Annotated in this window: 17 protein-coding genes; 14 read left to right on the plus strand and 3 right to left on the minus strand. The window is 72.1% G+C overall.

The window, feature by feature from the left end; all coding sequences use genetic code 11:
* Window positions 1-178: 178 nt before the first annotated feature.
* The 7 genes from K7C98_RS30730 (at window position 179) to K7C98_RS30760 (ending at window position 6,189) form a co-directional block, all read left to right on the plus strand.
* Window positions 179-751: a hypothetical protein gene (locus K7C98_RS30730; RefSeq protein ID WP_224195365.1), complete on the plus strand. Its 573-nt coding sequence runs from the start codon at window positions 179-181 to the stop codon at window positions 749-751.
* Window positions 752-806: 55 nt separating this feature from the next.
* Window positions 807-1,631: a VOC family protein gene (locus K7C98_RS30735; protein ID WP_224195366.1), complete on the plus strand. Its 825-nt coding sequence runs from the start codon at window positions 807-809 to the stop codon at window positions 1,629-1,631.
* Between the two features lie 11 nt (window positions 1,632-1,642).
* Window positions 1,643-2,353 (plus strand): ABC transporter ATP-binding protein, encoded by a 711-nt coding sequence (locus K7C98_RS30740; RefSeq protein ID WP_224195367.1) that lies wholly within the window; start codon window positions 1,643-1,645, stop codon window positions 2,351-2,353.
* Window positions 2,350-3,729: an ABC transporter permease gene (locus tag K7C98_RS30745; protein ID WP_224195368.1), complete on the plus strand. Its 1,380-nt coding sequence runs from the start codon at window positions 2,350-2,352 to the stop codon at window positions 3,727-3,729. The genes K7C98_RS30740 and K7C98_RS30745 overlap by 4 nt, the downstream gene beginning before the upstream one ends.
* Before the next feature lie 129 nt (window positions 3,730-3,858).
* On the plus strand, window positions 3,859-4,869 hold the full coding sequence (locus K7C98_RS30750) for a hypothetical protein (protein WP_224195369.1): 1,011 nt from the start codon (window positions 3,859-3,861) through the stop codon (window positions 4,867-4,869).
* 107 nt (window positions 4,870-4,976) lie between these two features.
* Complete coding sequence (locus K7C98_RS30755; protein ID WP_224195370.1) at window positions 4,977-5,942, plus strand: hypothetical protein; 966 nt, start codon at window positions 4,977-4,979, stop codon at window positions 5,940-5,942.
* Between the two features lies 1 nt (window position 5,943).
* Window positions 5,944-6,189 carry a hypothetical protein gene (locus tag K7C98_RS30760; RefSeq protein ID WP_224195371.1) on the plus strand — a complete coding sequence of 82 codons (246 nt, stop codon included), beginning with the start codon at window positions 5,944-5,946 and terminating at the stop codon, window positions 6,187-6,189.
* A 108-nt stretch (window positions 6,190-6,297) separates the two neighbouring features.
* Here K7C98_RS30760 and K7C98_RS30765 read toward each other — a convergent pair whose 3' ends face one another.
* The gene (locus tag K7C98_RS30765) at window positions 6,298-7,998 is read right to left on the minus strand and encodes a glycerol-3-phosphate dehydrogenase/oxidase (protein ID WP_224195495.1); all 1,701 of its coding nucleotides are present in this window, start codon (window positions 7,996-7,998) and stop codon (window positions 6,298-6,300) included.
* Between the two features lie 45 nt (window positions 7,999-8,043).
* Here K7C98_RS30765 and K7C98_RS30770 point away from each other — a divergent pair, with 45 nt between their 5' ends.
* From K7C98_RS30770 to K7C98_RS30800, 7 genes are all read left to right on the plus strand, one after another.
* Window positions 8,044-9,594 (plus strand): FHA domain-containing protein, encoded by a 1,551-nt coding sequence (locus K7C98_RS30770; RefSeq protein ID WP_224195372.1) that lies wholly within the window; start codon window positions 8,044-8,046, stop codon window positions 9,592-9,594.
* Window positions 9,595-9,791: 197 nt separating this feature from the next.
* A complete protein-coding gene (locus tag K7C98_RS30775; protein WP_224195373.1) occupies window positions 9,792-12,086 on the plus strand; it encodes a transketolase C-terminal domain-containing protein in 2,295 nt (764 codons plus the stop codon).
* Window positions 12,086-12,940 (plus strand): MBL fold metallo-hydrolase, encoded by an 855-nt coding sequence (locus K7C98_RS30780; RefSeq protein ID WP_224195374.1) that lies wholly within the window; start codon window positions 12,086-12,088, stop codon window positions 12,938-12,940. The genes K7C98_RS30775 and K7C98_RS30780 overlap by 1 nt, the downstream gene beginning before the upstream one ends.
* A gap of 38 nt (window positions 12,941-12,978) precedes the next feature.
* Window positions 12,979-14,211 carry an NAD(P)/FAD-dependent oxidoreductase gene (locus K7C98_RS30785; RefSeq protein WP_224195375.1) on the plus strand — a complete coding sequence of 411 codons (1,233 nt, stop codon included), beginning with the start codon at window positions 12,979-12,981 and terminating at the stop codon, window positions 14,209-14,211.
* Between the two features lie 288 nt (window positions 14,212-14,499).
* Window positions 14,500-15,669 carry a chlorophyllase/cutinase-like alpha/beta fold protein gene (locus tag K7C98_RS30790; RefSeq protein WP_224195376.1) on the plus strand — a complete coding sequence of 390 codons (1,170 nt, stop codon included), beginning with the start codon at window positions 14,500-14,502 and terminating at the stop codon, window positions 15,667-15,669.
* 133 nt (window positions 15,670-15,802) lie between these two features.
* Window positions 15,803-16,579, plus strand: a complete 777-nt coding sequence (locus K7C98_RS30795; protein ID WP_224195377.1) for a hypothetical protein — start codon at window positions 15,803-15,805, stop codon at window positions 16,577-16,579.
* A gap of 118 nt (window positions 16,580-16,697) precedes the next feature.
* Window positions 16,698-17,480, plus strand: a complete 783-nt coding sequence (locus K7C98_RS30800) for a hypothetical protein (RefSeq protein WP_224195378.1) — start codon at window positions 16,698-16,700, stop codon at window positions 17,478-17,480.
* Window positions 17,481-17,685: 205 nt separating this feature from the next.
* Here K7C98_RS30800 and K7C98_RS30805 read toward each other — a convergent pair whose 3' ends face one another.
* On the minus strand, window positions 17,686-18,999 hold the full coding sequence (locus K7C98_RS30805) for a TldD/PmbA family protein (RefSeq protein ID WP_224195379.1): 1,314 nt from the start codon (window positions 18,997-18,999) through the stop codon (window positions 17,686-17,688).
* Complete coding sequence (locus K7C98_RS30810) at window positions 18,992-20,542, minus strand: TldD/PmbA family protein (RefSeq protein ID WP_224195380.1); 1,551 nt, start codon at window positions 20,540-20,542, stop codon at window positions 18,992-18,994. Before K7C98_RS30810 ends, K7C98_RS30805 begins: the two co-directional genes overlap by 8 nt.
* Between the last annotated feature and the right edge of the window lie 86 nt (window positions 20,543-20,628).

Raw genomic sequence — 20,628 nt, forward strand, 5'->3', positions numbered from 1 at the left:
CAGGCCCACCGAGGGCCGGCTAAATTCTGCGGTCGTGGTGGGAGGTCGGCGAGGACGGTGTTGCGCGGCGGGGGTCATGATGATCGCCTGCGAGGTCGCGGCCCCGAGCGACGGCGTCTTGCCGGCGGACGAGGCGGGCCCCGAGCTCACACCTTGTGTGCCGACCGAGGCAGCGTTTTTGCGCGCGACGCTCGAGCCGACGCCGGGCGAGCCGCGCGCCGATCTCGACTGTGCGGTGACGGCGATGCGGGGTGAGCCGGGGTCTCGCGTCCTCGACCTCGAGTGCGGCGGGGCGGCGGCGCGGTTGTCGGTCGAGGCCGAGCCGGCGCCGGCGCGCGACGGGTTTTTGCCCGGGCAGGCCGTGAAGATCGCGGCGATCCGGGCGCCGGGCGCCGCGGTCGGCGCGGCGGACGTGTGGTTGCGGGTCGAGGCCGCCGACGGGCGCCTCTTGCTGGCGGCGGCCGTGGCGGCGCGCGTCGACCCCCCGGCGGACCCCGGCTGGGCGGCGCCGTTCGCCTTCCGCGAGGCGGCCAGCGCCTGCATGGTCGAAGAGACAGCTTGCGGCGAGGCCCGGCGCGGCGCGCTCGACCTGCAGCTCTCGGGCGGCGCGCCGGTGCGCCTGTACGATGGGACATCTTCGCCGGCGGGCGACGAAGGGGCGTTTATGGCCTACGTCGAGGCGGCCAGGGCGACCCTGCCGGGGTCCGGATGTCCCCGGGAGTTCGTGTTCGGACTCATCGCGGCGCGCTGACGTCGCGGGCGAAAACGCTTGGGCGGATCCGAGCCGGTTTGGTAGGTTGCGTGGGGTGACGGTCGTCGATCGCTACAAGCACGGGAGCTTCTGCTGGGCAGAGCTCGGCAGTCCGGAGCCGGCGGTGACGACGCGCTTCTACAGCGCGCTGTTCGATCTCGGGATCCACCACGGCAAGGGCTACACGATCCTGCGCAAGCGCGGGCGCGACGTGGCGGCGATCCACCGCATGCCGGCCGACCGCGAGGCGCGGGGCGAGACGCCGTACTGGTTGCTGCACGTCAACGTCGACTCGATCGACCGCGCGGTGGCGCGGGTCGAGCCGCGCGGCGGGCGGGTGATCGTGCCGCCGCGCGAGGTGTACGACGCCGGGCGCGTGGCGGTGCTGGAGGACCCGAGCGGGGCGCACCTGGCCTTGTGGCAAGCCGTCGGTCACGCGGGCGCCGGGCTCATCGACGAGCCGGCGACGATGTGCTGGTGGGAGCTCAACACGCGCGACGCGGACGAGGCCGGCGTGTTCTACAGCGACGTCATCGGCTGGCGGCGCGCGGAGAGGTCGGTCGACGCGGCGACGCGCTACACCGACTTCTTCGTCGGCGAGCGCAAGGTCGGCGGCATGTTGCAGATGAACGAGGCGTGGGGCGGGATGCCGTCGCACTGGATGACCTACTTCCGGGTCGAGGACTGCGACGAGGGCGCGGCCCTCGCGGAGAAGCTCGGCGGCGCGATCTTGGTCGCGCCGTGCGACATCCCGCCGGTCGGTCGCTTCGCGGTGGTGAGCGACCCACACGGGGGTATCTTCTCGATCGTCGCGTACGGCCAGGCGGGCCGCGGCTCGCCGCCGGAGCGGGGGTTGACCGCGATCGGCCGCAGCGAGTAGCGTCCACGGCGATGATCCGCGCCCGCGGGATCCGAAAGAGCTACCGCCTCGCCGGCGCGCGGGCGGGCGAGCTGCCGGTGCTCCGCGGCGTCGACTTCGACGTCGAGGACGGCGAGTTCGCGGCGGTGATCGGCCGCTCGGGCAGCGGCAAGAGCACGCTGCTGGCGCTGCTCGGCGGGCTCGACAGCGACTACTCGGGCGAGCTCAAGGTCGCGGGCAAGGACCTGCGCACGCTGTCGGACGCCGAGCTCAGCGCGTACCGCAACGCCACCATCGGCTTCGTGTTCCAGGCGTTCCACCTGCTCGACCACCTGAGCTGCGAGGACAACGTGGCCCTGCCGGCGCTGTTCCGCGTCGACGGCAAGGAGAGCAAGGAGGCCCGGCTGACGCGCGCGCGCGAGCTGATGGACACGGTCGGGATCGCCGACAAGATCGGCGCGCGCCCGGGTACGCTGTCGGGCGGGCAGAAGCAGCGGCTGGCGATCGCGCGGGCGCTCTACCACCGGCCCAAGCTGCTGATCTGCGACGAGCCGACCGGCAACCTCGACAGCGCGTCGGCGGCGGCGATCATCGCGCTGTTCCGCCGCCTGCGCGACGAGTCGGGGGTGACGCTGACGATCGTGACGCACGACCCGACCATCGCCGCGGCGGCCGACCGGGTGATCGAGATCCGCGACGGCGTGGTCGAGCTGGCCGGCGGCGGCGAGGAGGTGCAGGCGTGAGCAGCCTGGGCGCGATCGTCCGCGGCAACCTGCGCAACAACGCGGTCCACTTCGCGCTGGCGTCGGTCGGCGTGATCGTCGGCATCGCCGCGTTCGCGTTCTTCCTGGCCCTCGGCGCCGGGGTGCGCGAGGTCGTGCTCGGCAAGATCTTCCCGCTCGACCAGCTCGAGGTGATCGCCAAGTCGATGACCCTCGACGTCGGCCCCGTGAGCCTCGGGCTGGCCAGCGACGTGCTCGACGAGAAGGCGGCCGAGCAGCTGCGCGGGGTCGCCGGGGTGCGCGGGGTCTACCCGAAGATGAAGCTGACGGCCCCGGCGATCGGGCTCGGCGGCAAGCAGATCATCGGCAACGACATCCGCACCGAGCTCATCATCGACGGCGTCGACCCGGCGCTGGTGCAGGGCGAGTTCTCGGGCTCCGACCAGTTCCGCGTGGTGCCCGACCCGCTGGCGACGACGCCGACGGCCTGCGCCGCCGACTCGGCTTGCCCGAAGGACATGTACTGCGGCAAGCCCTACAGGGGCGGCCCGGGCAAGGTGTGCCGCGACTACGTGCCGGTGATCGCGTCGCCGCACATGCTCGAGATCTACAACGGCTCGCTGCGGCGGGCCTACAACCTGCCGCGGCTCAACCCGGACTTCCTGATCGGCGTGACGCTCGACATGCAGGTCGGGGCGTCGATGGTGCAGGCGGCCGAGAAGGACGAGCTGCTGTACGAGAAGCTCAAGCTGGTCGGCTTCTCCGACAAGGCGGTGCCGCTGGGGGTGACGCTGCCGCTGTCGCAGGTGGCGCGCTACAACGTGCACTTCGGGGCGCCCGAGGCGGCGACCCGCTACCACTCGATCATCGTCAAGATCGAGAGCAAGGACCAGGTCGCGGCGGTGGCCAAGGCGATCGAGGAGCTCGGCTTCGAGGTCACCGACGGCGGCGCCGAGCAGGCCGGCTTCCTCATCAGCGTATTCGTGCTGGTGTTCAGCCTGCTGTCGACCATCATCGTCGGCATCGCCGCGGTCAACATCATGCACGTGTTCTTCATGCTGGTGTACGAGCGCCAGCGGGAGATCGGGATCATGCGCGCGGTCGGGGCCCGCCGCTCCGACATCCAGCGCATCATCCTCGGCGAGGCGGCCTGCGTCGGCCTCATCGCCGGCGCGATCGGGGTCGGCCTCGCGTACGCGACCAGCCGCGTGTTCGACTACGTCTCGGCGCAGCACCTGCCCGACTTCCCCTACAAGCCCGAGACCTACTTCGCGTTCAGCGTCGACCTCGTGGCCCTGGCGCTCGGGTTCGCGGCCGGCTTCTGTGTCCTCGGCGCCTGGCTGCCCGCGCGTCGCGCCGCGCGCATGGACCCGGCGGCGGTCCTCACCGGCCGATGAGTGGCGCGGCGCGGCGTGGCGTCCCGCCACAGGCCCGCCGCGCGACTCCGAGCGCGCCGCGCAAGACCTGGAGATCGCGGGCGAATCGCGGGCGGCGCCGGTGGAACGTCCCCCGCTAAGGGGTCGGGCATGACGCGCTTCGCCCCGCTGTTCGCCCTCTCCGCGGCTCTCACCACCGGCTGTTTCTTCACCGAAGAGGAGACGGCCTTCATCGAGGCCGACGACGTGCGCCTCGAACTGCCTGAGTCGATCGCGGCGCGCGAGGGCGGGCAGGTCCGCGGCACGCTGCACATCGGGGTGCAGTACACGGCCGACCAGGTCAACCGCTGGGTGACGGTGATCGTCGAGCACTGCGCGCGCGTGATCGCCTACCTCGACGACGTGCAGCCGACCTCGCGCGACGGCGACACCCGCGTCTACGGGCCCTACGACGACAACGACGGCCGCGACCTGGCCTGGCTGGTGCGCGTCGAGACGCTCGAGGACGGCTCGAACTACGAGGTCTACGTCGGCAACCGCGGGGCGAAGGGCCAGGACGCGATGGACCTGCTGATGCGCGGCGACCTCCACAAGGAGGAGAGCGAGCGCAGCGGCGGCTTCACGATGGACTTCGACGTGGTCGAGAAGTACCGCGAGATGAAGGGCCCCGACGCCGACATGAGCGTGATCGGCGGGGTCGTCGACGTCACCTTCAAGCGCGACGTCGAGACCGAGGAGAAGGTCATCGACCTCGACTTCAAGGCGGTCAGCTTCGAGTACCTCGGCTACCTCGACGACGACGTGCTCTTCAGCGACGACAAGTACACCTACACGCGCGACGCGAAGGGCGGCGGGACCTTCGACCTGACGCTGTACGGCGAGTGGGACGACTACGGCTGGAGCGGGCCGGAGCAGGAGAAGGCGAGTGTGCAGGCGGCGTGGGACGGCGACGGCAACGGCCGGGCGCGCGGCAGCATCCTCGAGGTCGAGGGCGTCGGCGACATGAAGCACGGCGACCTGTTCCTCGACGAGTGCCAGGGGACCGACGGCTTCCTCACGTGGCGAGCGCTCAACGAGCCCTATGCGCTCGAAGCGCCCGGCTACAACTTCGGCGACCCCGAGACCTGCGTCATCCCGGCGAGCGCGCTCGACGGGCTCTGAGCGAGGGCGCTCCCCGGCGGGCCGGAGTCGGCGAAGACGGCGAAATCTCGCCGATCTCGCGGCCCGGCCTGGTCCTTTTAAAAGGCGCAGTATACTGCCCCACAGTCATGAGTGCGGCGCGTCTGAAGAGTCTCGGCAAGCTGACTGTCCTCATCGGCCTGCCCGTCGCCTTCGTCGTCGGTCTGTTCGGGGCCGGCGTCTACGTCGGCCACGGTCACCGGGCGGCGATCCTCGGCTTCGAGCGGGACTGGCTCGGCCTCGACGTCGCGGTCCCCGGCGAGCCGAGCAAGCCCACGTCCGAGACGACCAGGCCCGAGCCGAAGCCGGAGGCCAAGCCGGAGCCGGAGGTCAAGCCGCCGGTGACGACCCCGGAGCCGCCGCCGGAGGCCAAACCGGAGCCGCAGCCGGTCGTGGAGACACCGCCGCCGAAGCCCGAGACGCCGACCCCGGAGCCGCCCCGCGGCCCCGACGCGCTCCCGCTCGCGGTCGTCGACCCGGCACCGCTGCCCCCCGAGCTGCAGGCCAAGCTGTCCGAGCCGCTCAAGATCCGCGTGAAGGTGGTGGTCGACGAGGAGGTGGCAGGTCGCCGCAGCGACTGGATCGACTACGTCGAGCGCCACGTCCGCTGGGCCTCCCAGGTGCTGCAGAGCCAGCTCGGCGTCGAGCTCGAGCTGCGCGGGATCGTCGCGTGGCCGACCACCTGGTCTTCGGGGCAGGTCGCATTCGCCGACCTCGCCGGGGTCGGCAACGACGGCGCCGACCTGCTGATCGGCCTCGGCGGCCGCAACGTCCGCACGCCGCTGCAGGCCGCGGCGACCACCCCCAAACACCACGCGTCGACCGCGATCGCGTTCGGCTCCGACCCGACGTCGCCCGCGCCGCACCTGCGCGGCCTGCTGCGCGCGGTCACCCACGCGATGGGCAGCGACCCGATCTCCGCCGACGCCAACCCGATCGCCTTCGCCGACGAGGACCGACGCATCATCCTCGAGCGCAAGCACCTGCCGTTCACGCCCGAGGCCGAAGACCCCGCCCAGCCGGCCGAGGACGCCGCCCCCAAAGGAGACATCTGAGATGGCCGCCCCCGCCCGCGTCGCCAACAACAGCCCCAAGCGCCAGGAACCCCCCAGCAAGGAGGTCGCCAAGCGCGAGGAAGACGAGGCTCCGCCGTCGCGCCTGGCGTGGTTCATCGGCTGGGTCGGCGTGCCCGGCCTGGTGTTCGGCGGGATCTTCGGCGGGGGCGTGCTGATCGGCGCCCACTACCCCGACGGCTGGATCGCCTGGGCCGTCACCGGCGTGGTCGGTCTGTTCGCCGGCTGACGCGCCCGCAGCCCCCTGCGACGCGTCGATGACATGTCGCAAGGGACATGTCACCGGCGCCCTCGATGACGTGTCGCAAGGGACATGTCATCTGGCGCGAGGGACAGGTCAGCACGGAGCGAGGACGCGGCCGGTCTCGACCCGCATCGCCTCGCGGTAGCGCTGCAGCTCGGCCTCGATGTCCGCCGCGCCGCCGCCCCAGGCGGTGACGAGGCGGGTGGCGACCTCGCGGGCGACGCGGGCGCCGAGGTCGGCGTCGGTCAGGGCGAGGGGGATCCGGCGTCGCAGCACGTCCTCGAGGTGGACGGCGCCCTCGTGGCTGATGGCGTGGTCGACCTCGGCCCAGCAGTAGGGCAGGTCCTCGACGATGCGGGCGCCGAGCCGGGGATCGGCCTCGATCCGGGCGTGCAGGTCGCGGGCGAGCGGACCGTGCCGCTGGGCGAGATCGCCCAGGAGCGGGTTCTGCAGCTCGAGCGGCGAGAGCGGCTCGCCGGCCACGAGCGGATGGCGGTGCGTCTGGCATCGGCCGACTCCGGCCGGCAGTCGGCCGCGTTGCCGCAAGCGGCGGATCACCCGATCGACGGTCTCCTCGGCCATGCTGCGGTAGGTGGTGAGCTTGCCGCCGACCACGGCGATGACGCCCTCGGCGGTCTCGACGATCCGGTGCGAGCGGGAGATCTCCGCCGTCGGGTCGCCGGGATCGGCATGCTCGTCGCGTACCAGCGGCCGCACGCCGGACCAGGCGCTGACGATGCGCTCGCGGCCGAGGACCGCGCCCGGCAAGACCTTGCCGATCAAGGCGAACAGCTCGTCGGTGTCGCTCGCGGTGACGCCGGACGCGGCCGGGTCGCCCTCGTAGGCGGTGTCGGTGGTGCCGAGGTAGGTCCGCGCGCCCCAGGGGACGACGAACAAGATCCGGCGCTCCTTCTGCGCCTGGACGACGAGGGGCTGGCGGATCGGGACGTCGGCGGCCCGCAGCACGAGGTGGATCCCGCGCGAGAGGGCGAGCAGGTGGGCGCCGGCGACGCCGAGGAGGCGCTCGGAGGTCCACGGCCCGGCGGCGACGACGACGGCGCGCGCGCGCACGCGGAGGCCGCCGTCGAGCTCGACGAGCTGGTCGTCGTCGGCGCGGCGGATGGCGACCACGGGCGCGTAAGTGAGGACCTGCGCGCCGTGGCGGCGCGCGTCCTGGAGCGTGGCGAGGGTGAGGCGGGCGTCGTCGGTGACCGCGTCCTCGTAGGTGACCGCGCCGCGCAGGCCCTCCTCGCGGAGCAGCGGCTCGAGCGCGCGAGCGGCGGCGGGGCGGAGCACGCGGTGGCCGTGGCTGCGGTAGAGGCTGAGGGCGTCGTAGAGCGACAGACCGATCCGCAGTTTCCACAGCGGCAGGCGGTCGCCGCGGTAGGCCGGGAACAGGAAGCGCGCCGGCTGAACGATGTGCCCGGCGATCTTGTAGAGCAGCCGGCGCTCGCGCAGGGCCTCGTAGACGAGCCCGAGCTCGCCCTGCTCGAGGTAGCGGACGCCGCCGTGGATCAGTCGGCTCGAGCGCGAGGAGGTCCCGAAGGCCAGGTCGCGCGCGTCGAGGACGAGGACCCGCAGGCCGCGGAGGGCGGCGTCTCGGGCGACGCCGGCGCCGGCGATCCCGGCCCCCACGACGATCAAATCCCAGGCGGCCTCGGTGCGGCCGCGCTCATCGGCGTCGGCCTGCCGCAATCGGTCTCGCAGCGAGCGGATCTCGACGGGCCCCCACGGAGGCGGCGACTCTTGTACTGGCAGGACATCGGCGCGATGGTTGCGCCGCACGGCGGGCATTTGTGACACTCTGCCCAAGCCTACCGCGACCCCCCGGAGACCTCGATGGCCTCGTACACGCTCCACATCCAGTACGTCGACCGCCCTGCGGAGACCCGGACCGTCACCCAGCCCAAGCTCCTCATCGGTCGGGACGCCGGTGACATCATCCTCCACGACAGCCAGGTCTCGGGCCGCCACGCCGAGATCCTCTGGGACGGCTCGACCCTCAAGTTCTCCGATCTCGGGTCGACCAACGGCAGCTTCCTGCTCCAGGGCCAGCGCGTCGCCAACCTCGAGCTGACCCCCGGCATCGCCCTCCGCCTCGGGAACTCGCTCATCACCGTGCAGAACATCGAGGGCGTCGCCTCCAGCGCGGGCAAGGGTCGCACCGTGATCGCCGCGCCGGGCATGGTCCCGGGCTTCCCGGCGCCGATGAAGCCGGCCGTGGCGCGCCCCCCCGGGCCGGTGATGCCCGCCCCGCCCGCGCCCGCAGGGGCGCCGCCGCCCGGCGGTGGGTTCGCCTTCGCGCCGACGGCGCAGCACCAGGGCCCGCTGCTCCGTCCGGCGCCCGGCGGCGCGCCTGGTCCGGCTCCGGGCGGGTTCGCAGCCGCGCCGCCGCAGCCGATGCCGGCGCCGATGACCCCGCCGATGGGCGCACCGGCGCCCGCGCCGTTCCCCGCGCCCGCGCCCGCACCGTTCCCTGCGCCGACGCCGCCGGGGCCCGGGGTGTTCGGCGCCGCGCCGACGCCGCAGTCGGCGATCGCCACGCCGCCGCCGCAAGCCGCGCCGACGCCGCCGCAGCCGATGGCCGCCGCGCCGATGCCGTCGGGCCCGCCGGTGCTGGTGCCCGAGGCCGCGGTCTCCGAGGTGCCGCCTGCCGGCGAGGCCGCGGCTCCGGCCGCCAGTCCGGCGGGCAACGACCTGGTCTCGCAGGTGAAGTTCATCCTCGGCGAGAGCTGGAAGGTGCTGCAGCCGGTCGCGGCGCCCGCGGTCGCGACCGTCGGCGCGGTGCTCATCCCGATCGGCCTGCTCGCGCAGCTCGGCCTGTTGATCCTCCCGCTGAGCCTCGCCGGTCTGCTGGCGGGCTTGCTGTCGCTCGTGCAGCTGGCGGCGATGGTGATCCTGTTCCCGTCGGTCGGGCGCTTCGTGCTCGCCAGCTACCTCGGCCAGCCGATCACGATCCAGGCGGCCGTGCAGCAGTCGATCCAGAAGGTCGCCGACGTCGCGGTCAACTGCTTCGTGCCCGGCATCGTGTTCGGGGTGTTCGCCGCGCCGATCTACTTCGTCGAGGACAAGAAGATCGGCGCGGTGATCGGCCGCAACTTCAACCTGCTCGGCAAGGAGCTGGTGCCGATCCTCGCCTCGGTGTTCGGTGGCGGCCTGGCCGTCGGCATCGCCATGACGATCCTCGGGATCATCCTCGGCTTCTTGCCGTTCGGCGGGCTCCTCAACAGCATTCTCGTCAACGGCGTGATGGCGTTCATGATCGCCTTCGGCGCGGCGCTCAGCGTGTTCCTGTACTTCTGGGTCCGGCGCAAGCACGAGGGCGGCGATCCCGAGAGCGAGGCGCGCGCGCGCCTCGGCGGGGAAGTGGCCGCGCTCCCGAGCGCGTGAGTCGACGCGCCGTCGCACGACGGCGCGCGCTGCAGCGGCACCTGGCCTTTTCGCCAGGTGCCGAGTTCGTTTCACGGTCCCCACACACGGGCATGCGCCACGTCACGCAGGGCGCTCGCGCCCGCTGCGCTGCGACGTAGCGCTCATCTGGCGTCGGTTTACCCCAGCGCTGAAGTCGCCTAGGCTTTGCCACGCGCATGGACCTGCCGACGCCCAGCAAGACCCTCCGCTTCGATCTCCGCGACCTCGCGCGGTTCCCGAGCCTCACCCCGGATCTGCTGCGGCTGGCCTATCAGGAGATGCTGATCGCCCGCTGCCACGTCGAGCGGGTGGTCCAGGAGTGCGCCAAGGGAACCATCAAGTTCGCCATCTGGGGCTCGGGCGAGGAGCTGCACGGGGCGGCCGAGGCGCTGGCGTTCTCCGAGGTGGTCAACCCCGACGCGTTCGGCATCTGCGCCCACTACCGCTCGGCCGGCCTGCTGGCGATGTGGTCGCGGCTGCGCGGCTACCAGGACTTCCACCTCGACCACATGCGCCAGCAGCTGTGCAAGGTCACCGACCCGTGGACGGGCGGGCGGCTGATGACGGCGCACTTCAACGACCTGCGCTTCAACACCTTGCCGGTGCAGAGCGCGCTCGGCATGCAGTTCGGCAAGGCGGTCGGCTACGCCCAGGGCCTGCGGCGCCAGGGCCACCAGGACGGCCTCGTGGTCGCCGTGGTCGGCGACGGCACCACCGCCGAGAGCGACATGCACGAGGGCATGACCGGCGCGTCGATCCTGCGCCTGCCGGTGCTGCTGACCGTCACCGACAACAACGTCGCCATCAGCGTGCGCCCCGAGGACGGCCGTGGGATCCGCAGCTTCGAGCACTACGCGGCCGCGTTCGGCTTCGCCTACTTCGAGTGCGACGGCAACGACTTCCTCGGCGTCTACGAGACGGCCCGGGCGGCCGCGCGCTACTGCCAGGAGCAGCAGGCGCCGGCGCTGATGTGGGTCAAGAACCTGTCGCGCCTCAACAACCACAGCTCGGCGGCCGACTTCACGTTCGAGTTCGACAGCTACGACCCGCTGATCGACTTCGGCGAGGCGCTGGTGCAGGCCGGGATCGCGATGCCGCACGAGATCTTGCGCCGCAACGCGATCACCGAGGGCAAGGACTACTTCCGCCGCCACGACTGGGGCACCCTGGCCAAGGCCGCCGACGACTACGTCCTCGAGACCATGTCGATCTGCGCGACCGAGCCGGAGCCGAGCTACGAGTCTGTCCTTTCGGACATCCGCGCGCCGTTCCCGGCGGTGGAGGAGGCGCCGCCGGAGAACCGCCCGACCGCGATCTCGATCAACGGGGCGATCCGCTCGGCGCTGCAGGCGATCCTCAAGGCCAACCCGATGACGTGGGTGTACGGCCAGGACGTCGCCAAGAAGGGCGGCGTGATGGTGGCGACCAAGGGCCTGTGGGAGCGCTTCCCCGAGCAGGTCCGCGACGCGCCGATCAACGAGCCGCTGATCCTCGGCACCGCGTTCGGGTTCGCGCTGCACAAGGGCGCGACGGCGATCCCGGAGATCCAGTTCTCCGACTACTCGCTCAACACGCTGCACTGGCTGGTGCTGCTCGGCAACCAGCGCTGGCAGTCGGCGGGCACGGTCGACGTCAACGTGGTCCTGCGCCTGCCGGTCGAGCCGCTGCACGGCGGGTCGGTCTACCACTCGATGTGCATGGAGGGCTTCTACGCCTCGATCCCGGGCATCACGATCGTCGCGCCGACGACCTCGCGCGACATGTACGGCCTGCTCCGCAGCGCCGCCGAGTACCCGGGTCCGGTGCTGGTGTTCGAGTCGAAGGGGCTCTACCGCATGACGCTCGGCGACGCGTTCCCCGGCGAGCCGACCGACCCCAAGGAGATCGCGGCGCTCAAGCGCAGCATCGGCTTCGGCGGCCACATCCCTGACCTGCCCGACGACTTCCGCGTGCCGCTCGGCAAGGCCGCGCTGCGCCGCCCCGGCAAGGACATCACGGTCGTCACCTGGGGCCGCTGCACCCTGTTCTGCGGCGAGGCGGTGCAGAAGCTCGCGGGCGAGGGCGTCGACGTCGAGCTCATCGACCTGCGCACGATCGTGCCCTACGACCTCGAGGCCATCCTCGCCAGCGTGCGCAAGACCGGCCGCCTGCTGGTCGTCCACGAGGACCGCGTGTTCGCCAGCCTCGGCCGTGAGATCCAGGGGGCCGTGCAGGAGGCGCTGGCCGGCGAGCACGTGATCACCCGCGTGCTCGGCCAGGACCCCAGCCCGGGCATCCCGTCGCCGATCGAGCTCGAGGAGCAGATCGTGGTCAGCCCCGAGAAGGTCCACGCGGCTGTCCTCGAGGTCATGTCGGTGAAGAAGGCGGCCGCCGCGGCCCCGCCGGCCCCGGTCCGGCCCGCGCGCGGCGGCGCCGAAGTGTTCGCGCGCCCGCAGATCTTGTGGACGCCGAGCCGTAACTCGGTCACCTGATGCACGACCTCGCGGCCCTCGACGAGCTCAAGGTCGGCGGTCTCACCCTGCGGGGCATCACCCGCGGCGGCATCGAGACCTGTCTCATGGTCCCTGAACTCGGGGTCATGTTCGACGTCGGCATGTGCCCGCCCGGCGCGCTCAAGTACGACAATGTCCTGGTGTCGCACGGCCACGCCGACCACCTCGGCGGGGTCGCGTACCTGGTGTCGCAGCGCAACCTGATGCGCGCGCCGCCGCCGGCGATCCACCTGCCGCAGGAGGTCCACGAGCCGCTGACGCGGATCCTCCGCGCGTGGGCCGAGATCGAGGGCTTCGACCTCAAGTGGCAGCTGCACGGGCACGCGCCCGGCGATCGCTTCTCGCTCGGCGGCGGGCTCGCGCGCGGGTGCGCGGCGACCTGCCTGCGGACCACGCACCGGGTGCCGTCGCTGGCGTGGGTGGTCGAGCGCACCACCAGCCGCCTGAAGCCGGAGTACGTCGGCCTGCCGGGGCCGGAGATCGCCGAGCTGCGGCGGAGCGGCGCCGACGTGCTCGACGCCCACACCGAGCCGCTGCTGTGCGTCACCGGCGACACGCAGATCGAGTTCTTCCACCAGCACGAGCTGGCGCGCCGCTGCCGGGTGCTGGTCCACGAGGTCACCAGCTGGACCGACGAGCGCGACGTCGAACAGACCCGCCGGTGGGGCCACACCCACCTCGACGAGCTGGTCGCCGCGTCGGAGCAGTTCACCGGCGAGGCGCTGGTGCTGGTCCACCGCAGCATGCGGCACAGCCGGGCCGAGGCCGAGCGGCTGGCGCGCGAGCGCTTCCCCGCCGGGGTGCGCGATCGCGTGGTCGTGTTCGGCCACTGACGCTCAGGACAGGACCCGAGGGACAGGGAGGAACGGACATGGCTGATGGGACAGTTGATGACGCCGGCGCCGATGTCCTGATCCTCGGGGCCAGCTTCGCCGGGGTCGAGCTGCTGCACCAGCTCCGCCGCAGCGCGCGGGGGCGGGGCCTCAAGATCGTCGTCGTCGACCGCCAGGCCGAGCACCCGTACATCCCGCTGGTGCAGGAGCGGCTGGTCGGGCGGATCGACGCGGCCGGCTCGGTGCTGGCGACGCGGCGCTACGTCGAGGGCCCGGCGAGGGCGCGCTACGTGGTCGGCGACGTCGTCGGGCTCGACCCCGACCGCAAGGAGGTCGCGCTGGCCTCGGGCGAGCGGCTGCGGGCGCGCTTCATCGTCGTCGCGCTCGGCTCGGTGCTGGCGCCGCCGGCGGCGATCGAGGGCGCCGAGCGGTTCGTCGACTACAAGTTCGACCGCGAGTTCGTGCACGCCGCCGACCGGCTGGCGGCCCTGCTCGCGCCCGGCGGCCCGGCCGGCGAGCGCCCCGCGCTCGTCGTCGTCGGCGGCGGGATCTCCGGCGTCGAGCTGGCCGGCGAGCTGGCCCGCCTCGCGCGCGTGCGACCCGCCGGCTGGCGCGCCCCGAAGGTCACGCTGGTCCACTCCGGCGCGCGCCTGCTGCCGCACCTGTGCGCCCGCGCCGGCGCCACGGCCGAGCGGCACCTGCGGGCCCAGGGGGTCGAGCTGCGGCTGAACACGCGCCTCACCCGCCTGGCCGCGGGGACAGCCGCGATCCGGCCCAGCGCGGGCGGGGCCGGGGCCGGGATCGAGGATGTCCCTTGCGACATGGCCTTTTGGTCCGGTGGCGTGCGGCCGGCGCCGGTGCTGGCGAAGCTGTCGTTGCCGCGCACCGACGACGGCTGGCTGGCGGTCGGGCCGACGCTGCAGTGCTTCGCAACCGCCAAGCCGACGCGGCCGGACATCTTCGCCATCGGCGACGCGGCGCGGGTCCAGAGCGCGACCGGGGAGTGGCCGACGATGCAGCGGGCGATCGAGTGCCTGTGGCAGGCGGGCCTGACCGCGCGCAACCTGACGCGGCTGGCCCACGAGGCGCCCGACTACCCGCACGGGGTGCCGCCGCTGCGGCCGCACACGCTGCGCGAGGATTTCTTCCACGGCATCAGCCTCGGCGACGAGTCGCTGATCGTGTACGGCCGGCTGGTGCTCGACTTCGCGGCGGTGAACACCTGGTTCCGCCGGTTCTTGATGCGCCGCTACTTCGCCCGCTACAGCTGACCGCCGTGAATGGCGGGACATGTCCGAACGGACATGCGGTGCGCGGCGGGGAATTGATCGCGGCGAGCGGCGGTCAAATCTACGCGAAAATAGGTATTGGTGGCGTCCAGACCTCGCCTCGTGTTCCAGGGGGATGAAATGGCGTGAGGGCGCCCTCGTGGGGGCGAAGGTGGTGTCGTCGCCGCACCACGCCGCGGGCCTCCGCGCCGGCGCGGCGCCGGCGTTTCACCCGGTCTCGTGAGCGAGCGGCGATTGCTGGCAGGCGAGGCCGCCGCTATGCGTGGTCGCATGCAGCGGTCTGTCATCACGCTATTTTTTGTCCTCCCCCTCGCCTGCAACGGCGGCGGGACGTCGTCGGACACGGGCACCGAGACCGGTACGAGTCCGGGCACGAGCACCGGCACCACGACCGGGAGCACCGGCGGCGACACCCCGACGACGGGCACCACGAGCCCGCCGATCACGACCACCACCGCGACCGCGAGCGAGCCGACGTCGGGGCCGACCTCGACCTCGGCGACGAGCGACGGGCCCGACACCACCGCCACGGCGACGACGGACGACGGCACCACCGGTGAGCCCGCCGGCGACGTCTACGATCCGGACGAGGACGGGCCGTGGCAGTACGACGACCTCGCCGGCGAGATCGAGGTCGGCGGCGAGACGATCGGCGTGACCGCGCACTACCCGACGCGCGGGCCGGAGGAGGGGCCGTATCCGGTGGTCCTGCTGGCCCACGGCTTCAACCTGCCGCCGACGCAGTACACCAATTACGCCACGCGCCTGGCCTCGCACGGCTACGTGGTCGTCAACGTCGATCATGCCGGCTATCTGTTCGGACCGGTCGACCACGTCGCCAACGCGAATCAATTGCTGGCCGGGCTCGACTGGGCGGCCGGGCATCCGGAGCTCGGGCCGATCAGCGACGTCGACAACGCCGGCGCCACCGGTCACTCGCTGGGCGGCAAGATCTCCGTGCTCGCGGCCATGTACGACGCCCGGATCAAGGCCGCGATCACCCTCGACCCGGTCGACGGCGCCAATATGTGCCCGAACATGCAGGCGTGCCCCGACGCGAGCGGGCTGCTGCCGATCGCCATCCCGCTCGGCTTCCTCGGCGAGACCCTCGACACCGCCGGCTTCATGGCCTGCGCGCCGGCGGCCGAGAACTTCACGACCTTCTACGCCGAGGCGGGCGCGCCGGCCCTGCAAGTCACCGTCAACGGCGCCAACCACATGAGCTTCCTCGACGATGTCGCGTCGTGCGGGATCACCTGCTCGTTCTGCCAGATGCCCACGCTCGAGAACGCGGTCGTCAACGACCTCGCGCGCGCCTACGTGGTCGCCTACTACGGGCGATACCTGCGCGGCAACGCCGGCTACGACACGTACCTCACCGGCGCGGCGGCGCAGCAGCGCTACGTCGACCCGGGGCTGGTGACGCTCGCCGAGAAGTGAGGGCGGCGCGCTGAACGGCGCTCTTGTCGCGAAGATATGTCCTTGAAGACATGTGAGCAGCCGAGCCGCGTTCGCATCGGCCGCCGAGCGACGTCCGAAGGCCCGCGGGCGCGGTCGTGGTAGCGTCGGCTCGATGGCCGGAGCGCTTCGGGTTCTGTTCGCCTGCGCGGGGATCGGGCTGTGCGCCGCGCTCGCGTGCGCGCGGCCGGCCGAGCCGGCTCCGCCGGCGTCGCCCGCGGCCGGCGTCGCGCCGGAGCCGGTGGGCGTCGATCCATCGCTGCTGACCACCGGCGAGCTGGCGCCCGGCGACGTCGAGGCGAAGTGTCCATCGCCGCTCTACCTCGCGCGCTGCCTGCAGGCGCGCGCGCACCCGGAGGTGCGCTTCACGTGGTCGCTCGCGTGGGACGAGCACCGGACGAACGAGCGCGGCGACCAGGTCGCGTACACGGAGTCGGAGATGCTGGCCCGGCGACAGCAGGTGATCGACCGCGCGCTCGCCGACGGGGTGCGGGAGATCTATCCGCGCCGCTCACGGCTGTCGGAGGTCATCCTGGTCGGGCCGGCGCCCGCCGTGCGCGGGGCGATGGCGCTGCCGCAGGTCCGCGTCGTCACGGTGAACTGCGCCGACGACGACCGGGAGTTCTGCGCCTGCGAGCGCCTGCGGGTCGACCAGTGCGCCGCGCACGCCTTCTGCCAGGAGGTCCACGGCCTGCTGCGCTGCCGCGAGCCGGCCGCGCTGGCAGGATGTACCCGCGCCGAACTGTGCCAGACGGCGATCGGTCACGCGTATGACCCGGGGGGCACGCTGTGGCAGTTCAGCAGCGGTTGCCTGCCCGACCAGCCGGGCTGGCGACCGGTGGGCTGGACGGGGGAGACGCCGCCGTGTGAGGCCGCGACGCGGCCTCGCTGATCGAGCGGCGACAAGGACATGTCCCTGGAGACATGTCTTTTAAAGTTTGGCGAGATGAGCGTCCGCCGCCGAGCGACGTCCGAGGGTCCCCGGGCGCGGTCGTGGTAGCGTCGGCTCGATGGCCGAGGCGCGGATGGAATGGTTGGCCTGCGCGGCGATCGGGCTGTGCGTCGCGCTCGCGTGTGCGCGGCCGGTCGAGCCGGGGCCGCCGGCGTCGCCCGCGGCCGGCGTCGCGCCGGAGCCGGTGGGCGTCGATCCATCGCTCCTGATCAGCAGCGAGCTGATGCCTGGCGACGTCGAGGTGAAGTGTCACGCGCCGCACTACCTCGCGCGCTGCCTGCAGGCGCGGGCGCACCCGGAGGTGCGCTTCTCGTGGCTCCTGTCGCTCGACGAGTACACGACGGACGAGCGCGGCGACCGCGTCGCGCTCGGCGACGCGGCGCTGCGCGAGCGGAGGCAGCAGGTCCTCGACCGCCTGCGCGCCGACGGGGCCCACGAGATCGACGAAAACTGGGGCCGGGACAGCGTGAGCGTGACGGCGCCGCACCCGGCGGTGCGCGGCGCGATGGGGCTGCCGCAGGTCTACATGGTCACGCCGAGCTGCGCCGAGGACGACCACGAGTTCTGCGCCTGCGAGCGGCTGCGGGTCGACCAGTGCCCCGCGCACGCGTTCTGCCAGGACCTCCACGGTCTGCCGCGCTGCCGCGAGCCCGCGGCGCTGGCCGGCTGCACGCGCGCGGAGGGGTGCACGGACTCGATCACGCACGCCGTCGACCCGCGCGGGGGCAAGTGGGAGTTTCCCAGCGGCTGCCTGCCCGACCAGCCGGGCTGGCGCTCGCTCGGCTTCACGATCGACATGACGACCGGCGAGCCACGATGCGAGCGGGTCGATGCCCGGTGAGCGCATGCAAGGACATGTCGATGGCGACATGTCCTTTGGTGCATCTTCGTGGCGCTCATCGCCACCATGGTGGCGCGGCCGCGGGCGGACCGCCACTGCGACCGCGGCGCGGATCGGCGCGCAAGAAGCAGAACAGGGCGCCGTTCCGCGCCCTGAATCTGCCTTCTTGCTTAAGAGACCTGGCGCGAGCGACAGGTCCTTTGGGTCATGTCCCGCTGAACTGCACGTCCTCGAACACGAGGGTGGGGGCGCGCAGGCTGGAGTACGGGTAGGGGTCGTCGCCGACGACGGCGAGCTTGGCGAACAGGGCGGCGAGGTTGCCGGTGACGTTCATCTCGCCGATCGGGGCGCCGATCTTGCCGCCCTTGATCTGGTGGCCGCGGAGGCCGAGCGAGAAGTCGCCGGTGGTCGCGTCGCTGTTGCCGCCGAGCCACGAGGTGACGTAGATGCCCTCGCTCACGTCGGCGATGAGGGCGGCGAGCGGCTTGTTGCCGAGGCCGAGCACGCGGTTGCTGGCCGAGCCGCTGGTGGGGGCCATGCCGAGCTTCTTGCCGTAGTAGGTGTCGACGTAGTAGTTGCGGACCACGCCGGCCTCGATGAGCGGCATGCGCCTGGCGGAGATGCCCTCGCCGTCGAAGTGGCGCGAGCTGAGGCCGCGGGGGAGCAGCGGGTCGTCGGTGATCGTCAGCTTGTCGCCGAACACCTTCTGACCTTGCTTTCCGGCCAGGTAGGAGCGGCCCTGCTGGATCGACGCGGCCGACAGCGGGGCCAGGGCGCGCGACAGCAGCGACACCGCGGCCTCGGGGTCGACGACCATCGTCGTGCGCACCGTCGGGCCCTTGGTGCTGCCGAGGCGTTCGACCGCCCGGCGCAGCGCCAGCGCGGCGACCGAGCCCGGCTCGGGCAGGCCCTGGATGAAGCGGCCGACGGCCATGGCCGAGCCCTCGGGGCGCTTGTCCTCGCCCTCGCGCACGGTGGCGGTGCAGGCGTAGCCGAGGTAGCTGCCGCTCCACTCGCCGTCGAAGCCGTTGCTGCTGGCGGCGGCGCCCTGCGACTCGCCGCTGAACAGGTTGCTCTCGGCCGAGATGACGCGCGGGTCGGTGTGGGCCTTGGCGTCCATCTCGGCGCACCAGGCCTCGCGCTGCTCGCGGGTGAGCTTGGCGACGGCCGGGTCGACGCGCTCGAGGTCGACGGTGGGGCGGTCCTTGAACAGCGCGGGGTCGGGGATCACGCGGTAGGGGTCGGGCTGGAGCACGCGGGTCAGCGCGACCGCCTCCTTGATGAAGCCGGCCAGGCGGTCGGGCCGCAGGTCGGTGGTGCTGTGCGACGAGTAGCGGCCGTCGACGTAGAGGTTGATGCCGAGGCCGCGGGAGGTGCTCTCCTCGACCTTCTCGACCTTGCCGTCGCGGTAGATGAGGGACACCGAGCGGTCGCGCGAGACGGCGGCCCAGGCGTCCTGTGCACCTGACTTTTTGGCCAGGTCGACCGCGGTCTTGGCGCTTTGGAGCAGGTCAGACATTCTCGCCTCCGACGGTCATCTTCGAGACCAGGGTGGTGGGCAGGCCCTGCGAGACCGGCACGCTCTGGCCGTCCTTGCCGCAGGTCCAGCCGCCGAAGTCGAGCTTGCAGTCGTTCGCCACCATGGTGACGTTGCGCAGCGCCTCGGGGCCGTTGCCGATGATGTTGATGTCCTTGATCGGGGCGGTGATCTTGCCGTCCTCGATGAGCCAGCCGTTCTTGATGTAGAAGGTGAAGTCACCGGCGCCGATCTGCACCTGGCCGTTGGTGAAGGTCTCGGCGATGATGCCCTTCTTCACCGAGGCGATGATCTCCTCGCGCGTGTGCGGGCCGTTCTCCATGTACGTGCTGCGCATGCGCGGCATCGGCGAGTGGCGGAACGACTCGCGCCGGCCCGAGCCGGTGGCCTTCACCTTGTAGTGCTTGGCGCTGATGCTGTCGTGCAGGTACGACGCCATCACGCCGTGGTCGACCAGCACGGTCTTCTCGACCGCGTTGCCCTCGTCGTCGACGTTGAGCGCGCCGCGCTCGCCGTCCTGGGTGGCGTCGTCGACGATCGTCACGAAGTCGGGCGCGACCTTCTTGCCGATCATGCTGGCGTAGATGCTGGTGTTCTTGCGGTTGAAGTCGGCCTCCATGCCGTGGCCGATGGCCTCGTGCAGGAGGATGCCGCTGGCGCCGGCGGCCAGCACCACCGGCATCTCGCCGGCCGGCGGGCGCCGGGCGTCGAACAGCACCATCGTGCGCTTGACGGCCTCGTCGGCCAGGAACTGCAGGCGCTCCTCGGTGTACCAGTCGAAGCCGTGGCGGCCGGCCAGGTTGGCCGAGTTGCTCTGGGTGACGTCGCCCTTCTTGGCGGTCAGCATGCACCACAGCCGCGTCATCGGCCGGATGTCGGTCTGGATGTTGCCGTGCATGTCGGCGATGAGCACCAGCTCCTCGCCGTCGGCCCAGCTGACGGTGACCTTGTGGATCGACGGGTCGGCCTTGCGCGCCAGGGCGTTGAGCCGCTCGATGTGCGGCAGCTTCTGCACCGTCTGGATGTCCGACCACGGCTGCGACAGCGCGTAGTAGCTGGGCCGCTGGCGCTGCTTGAACTCGACCGGCCCGCGCGCCGCGCCGCCGTGGGCGATGCCGGCCGCCGTGCGCGCCGCCGCCAGCATCGCCTCGAGCGAGAGGTCCTCGGTGAACGCGTAGCCGGTCTGGTCGCCGACCACCACCCGCAGACCGACGCCCTGGTCGACCGAGGAGCTGGCGCGGCTGATGATGCCGTCCTCCATCGTGATCGAGTTGTCGCGGCTGTACTGGAAGTAGAGGTCGGCAGCGTCGGCGCCGCGCGACGTCAGTTCGCTCATGACGCGCGCGATCGTGGGCTTGTCGACGGAGAACCACCCGAGGTGGTCGGCGAGGGGGGCGTGTTCACCGGGGATCATGGTGGTGCTCCCGGCCTTTGTGGTGCCTCTGCAGCCGGCGAGCAAGCCCGGGAGCCCGAGGCCGAGGGTCGAGAGGGCCGCGAACGAGCGGCGTGAGAGGGTCTGTGGCATGAGGGCTCCGCGTGGGGTCTGGCGTGCTTGGAACCGAAGATGTCGCGTGAGGTTTCGCGGCGCGAAGATGAGGCAGCCGGCGGGCT

It is taken from the genome of Nannocystis pusilla (assembly GCF_020073745.1).
Classification (GTDB): domain Bacteria; phylum Myxococcota_A; class Polyangia; order Nannocystales; family Nannocystaceae; genus Nannocystis; species Nannocystis radixulma.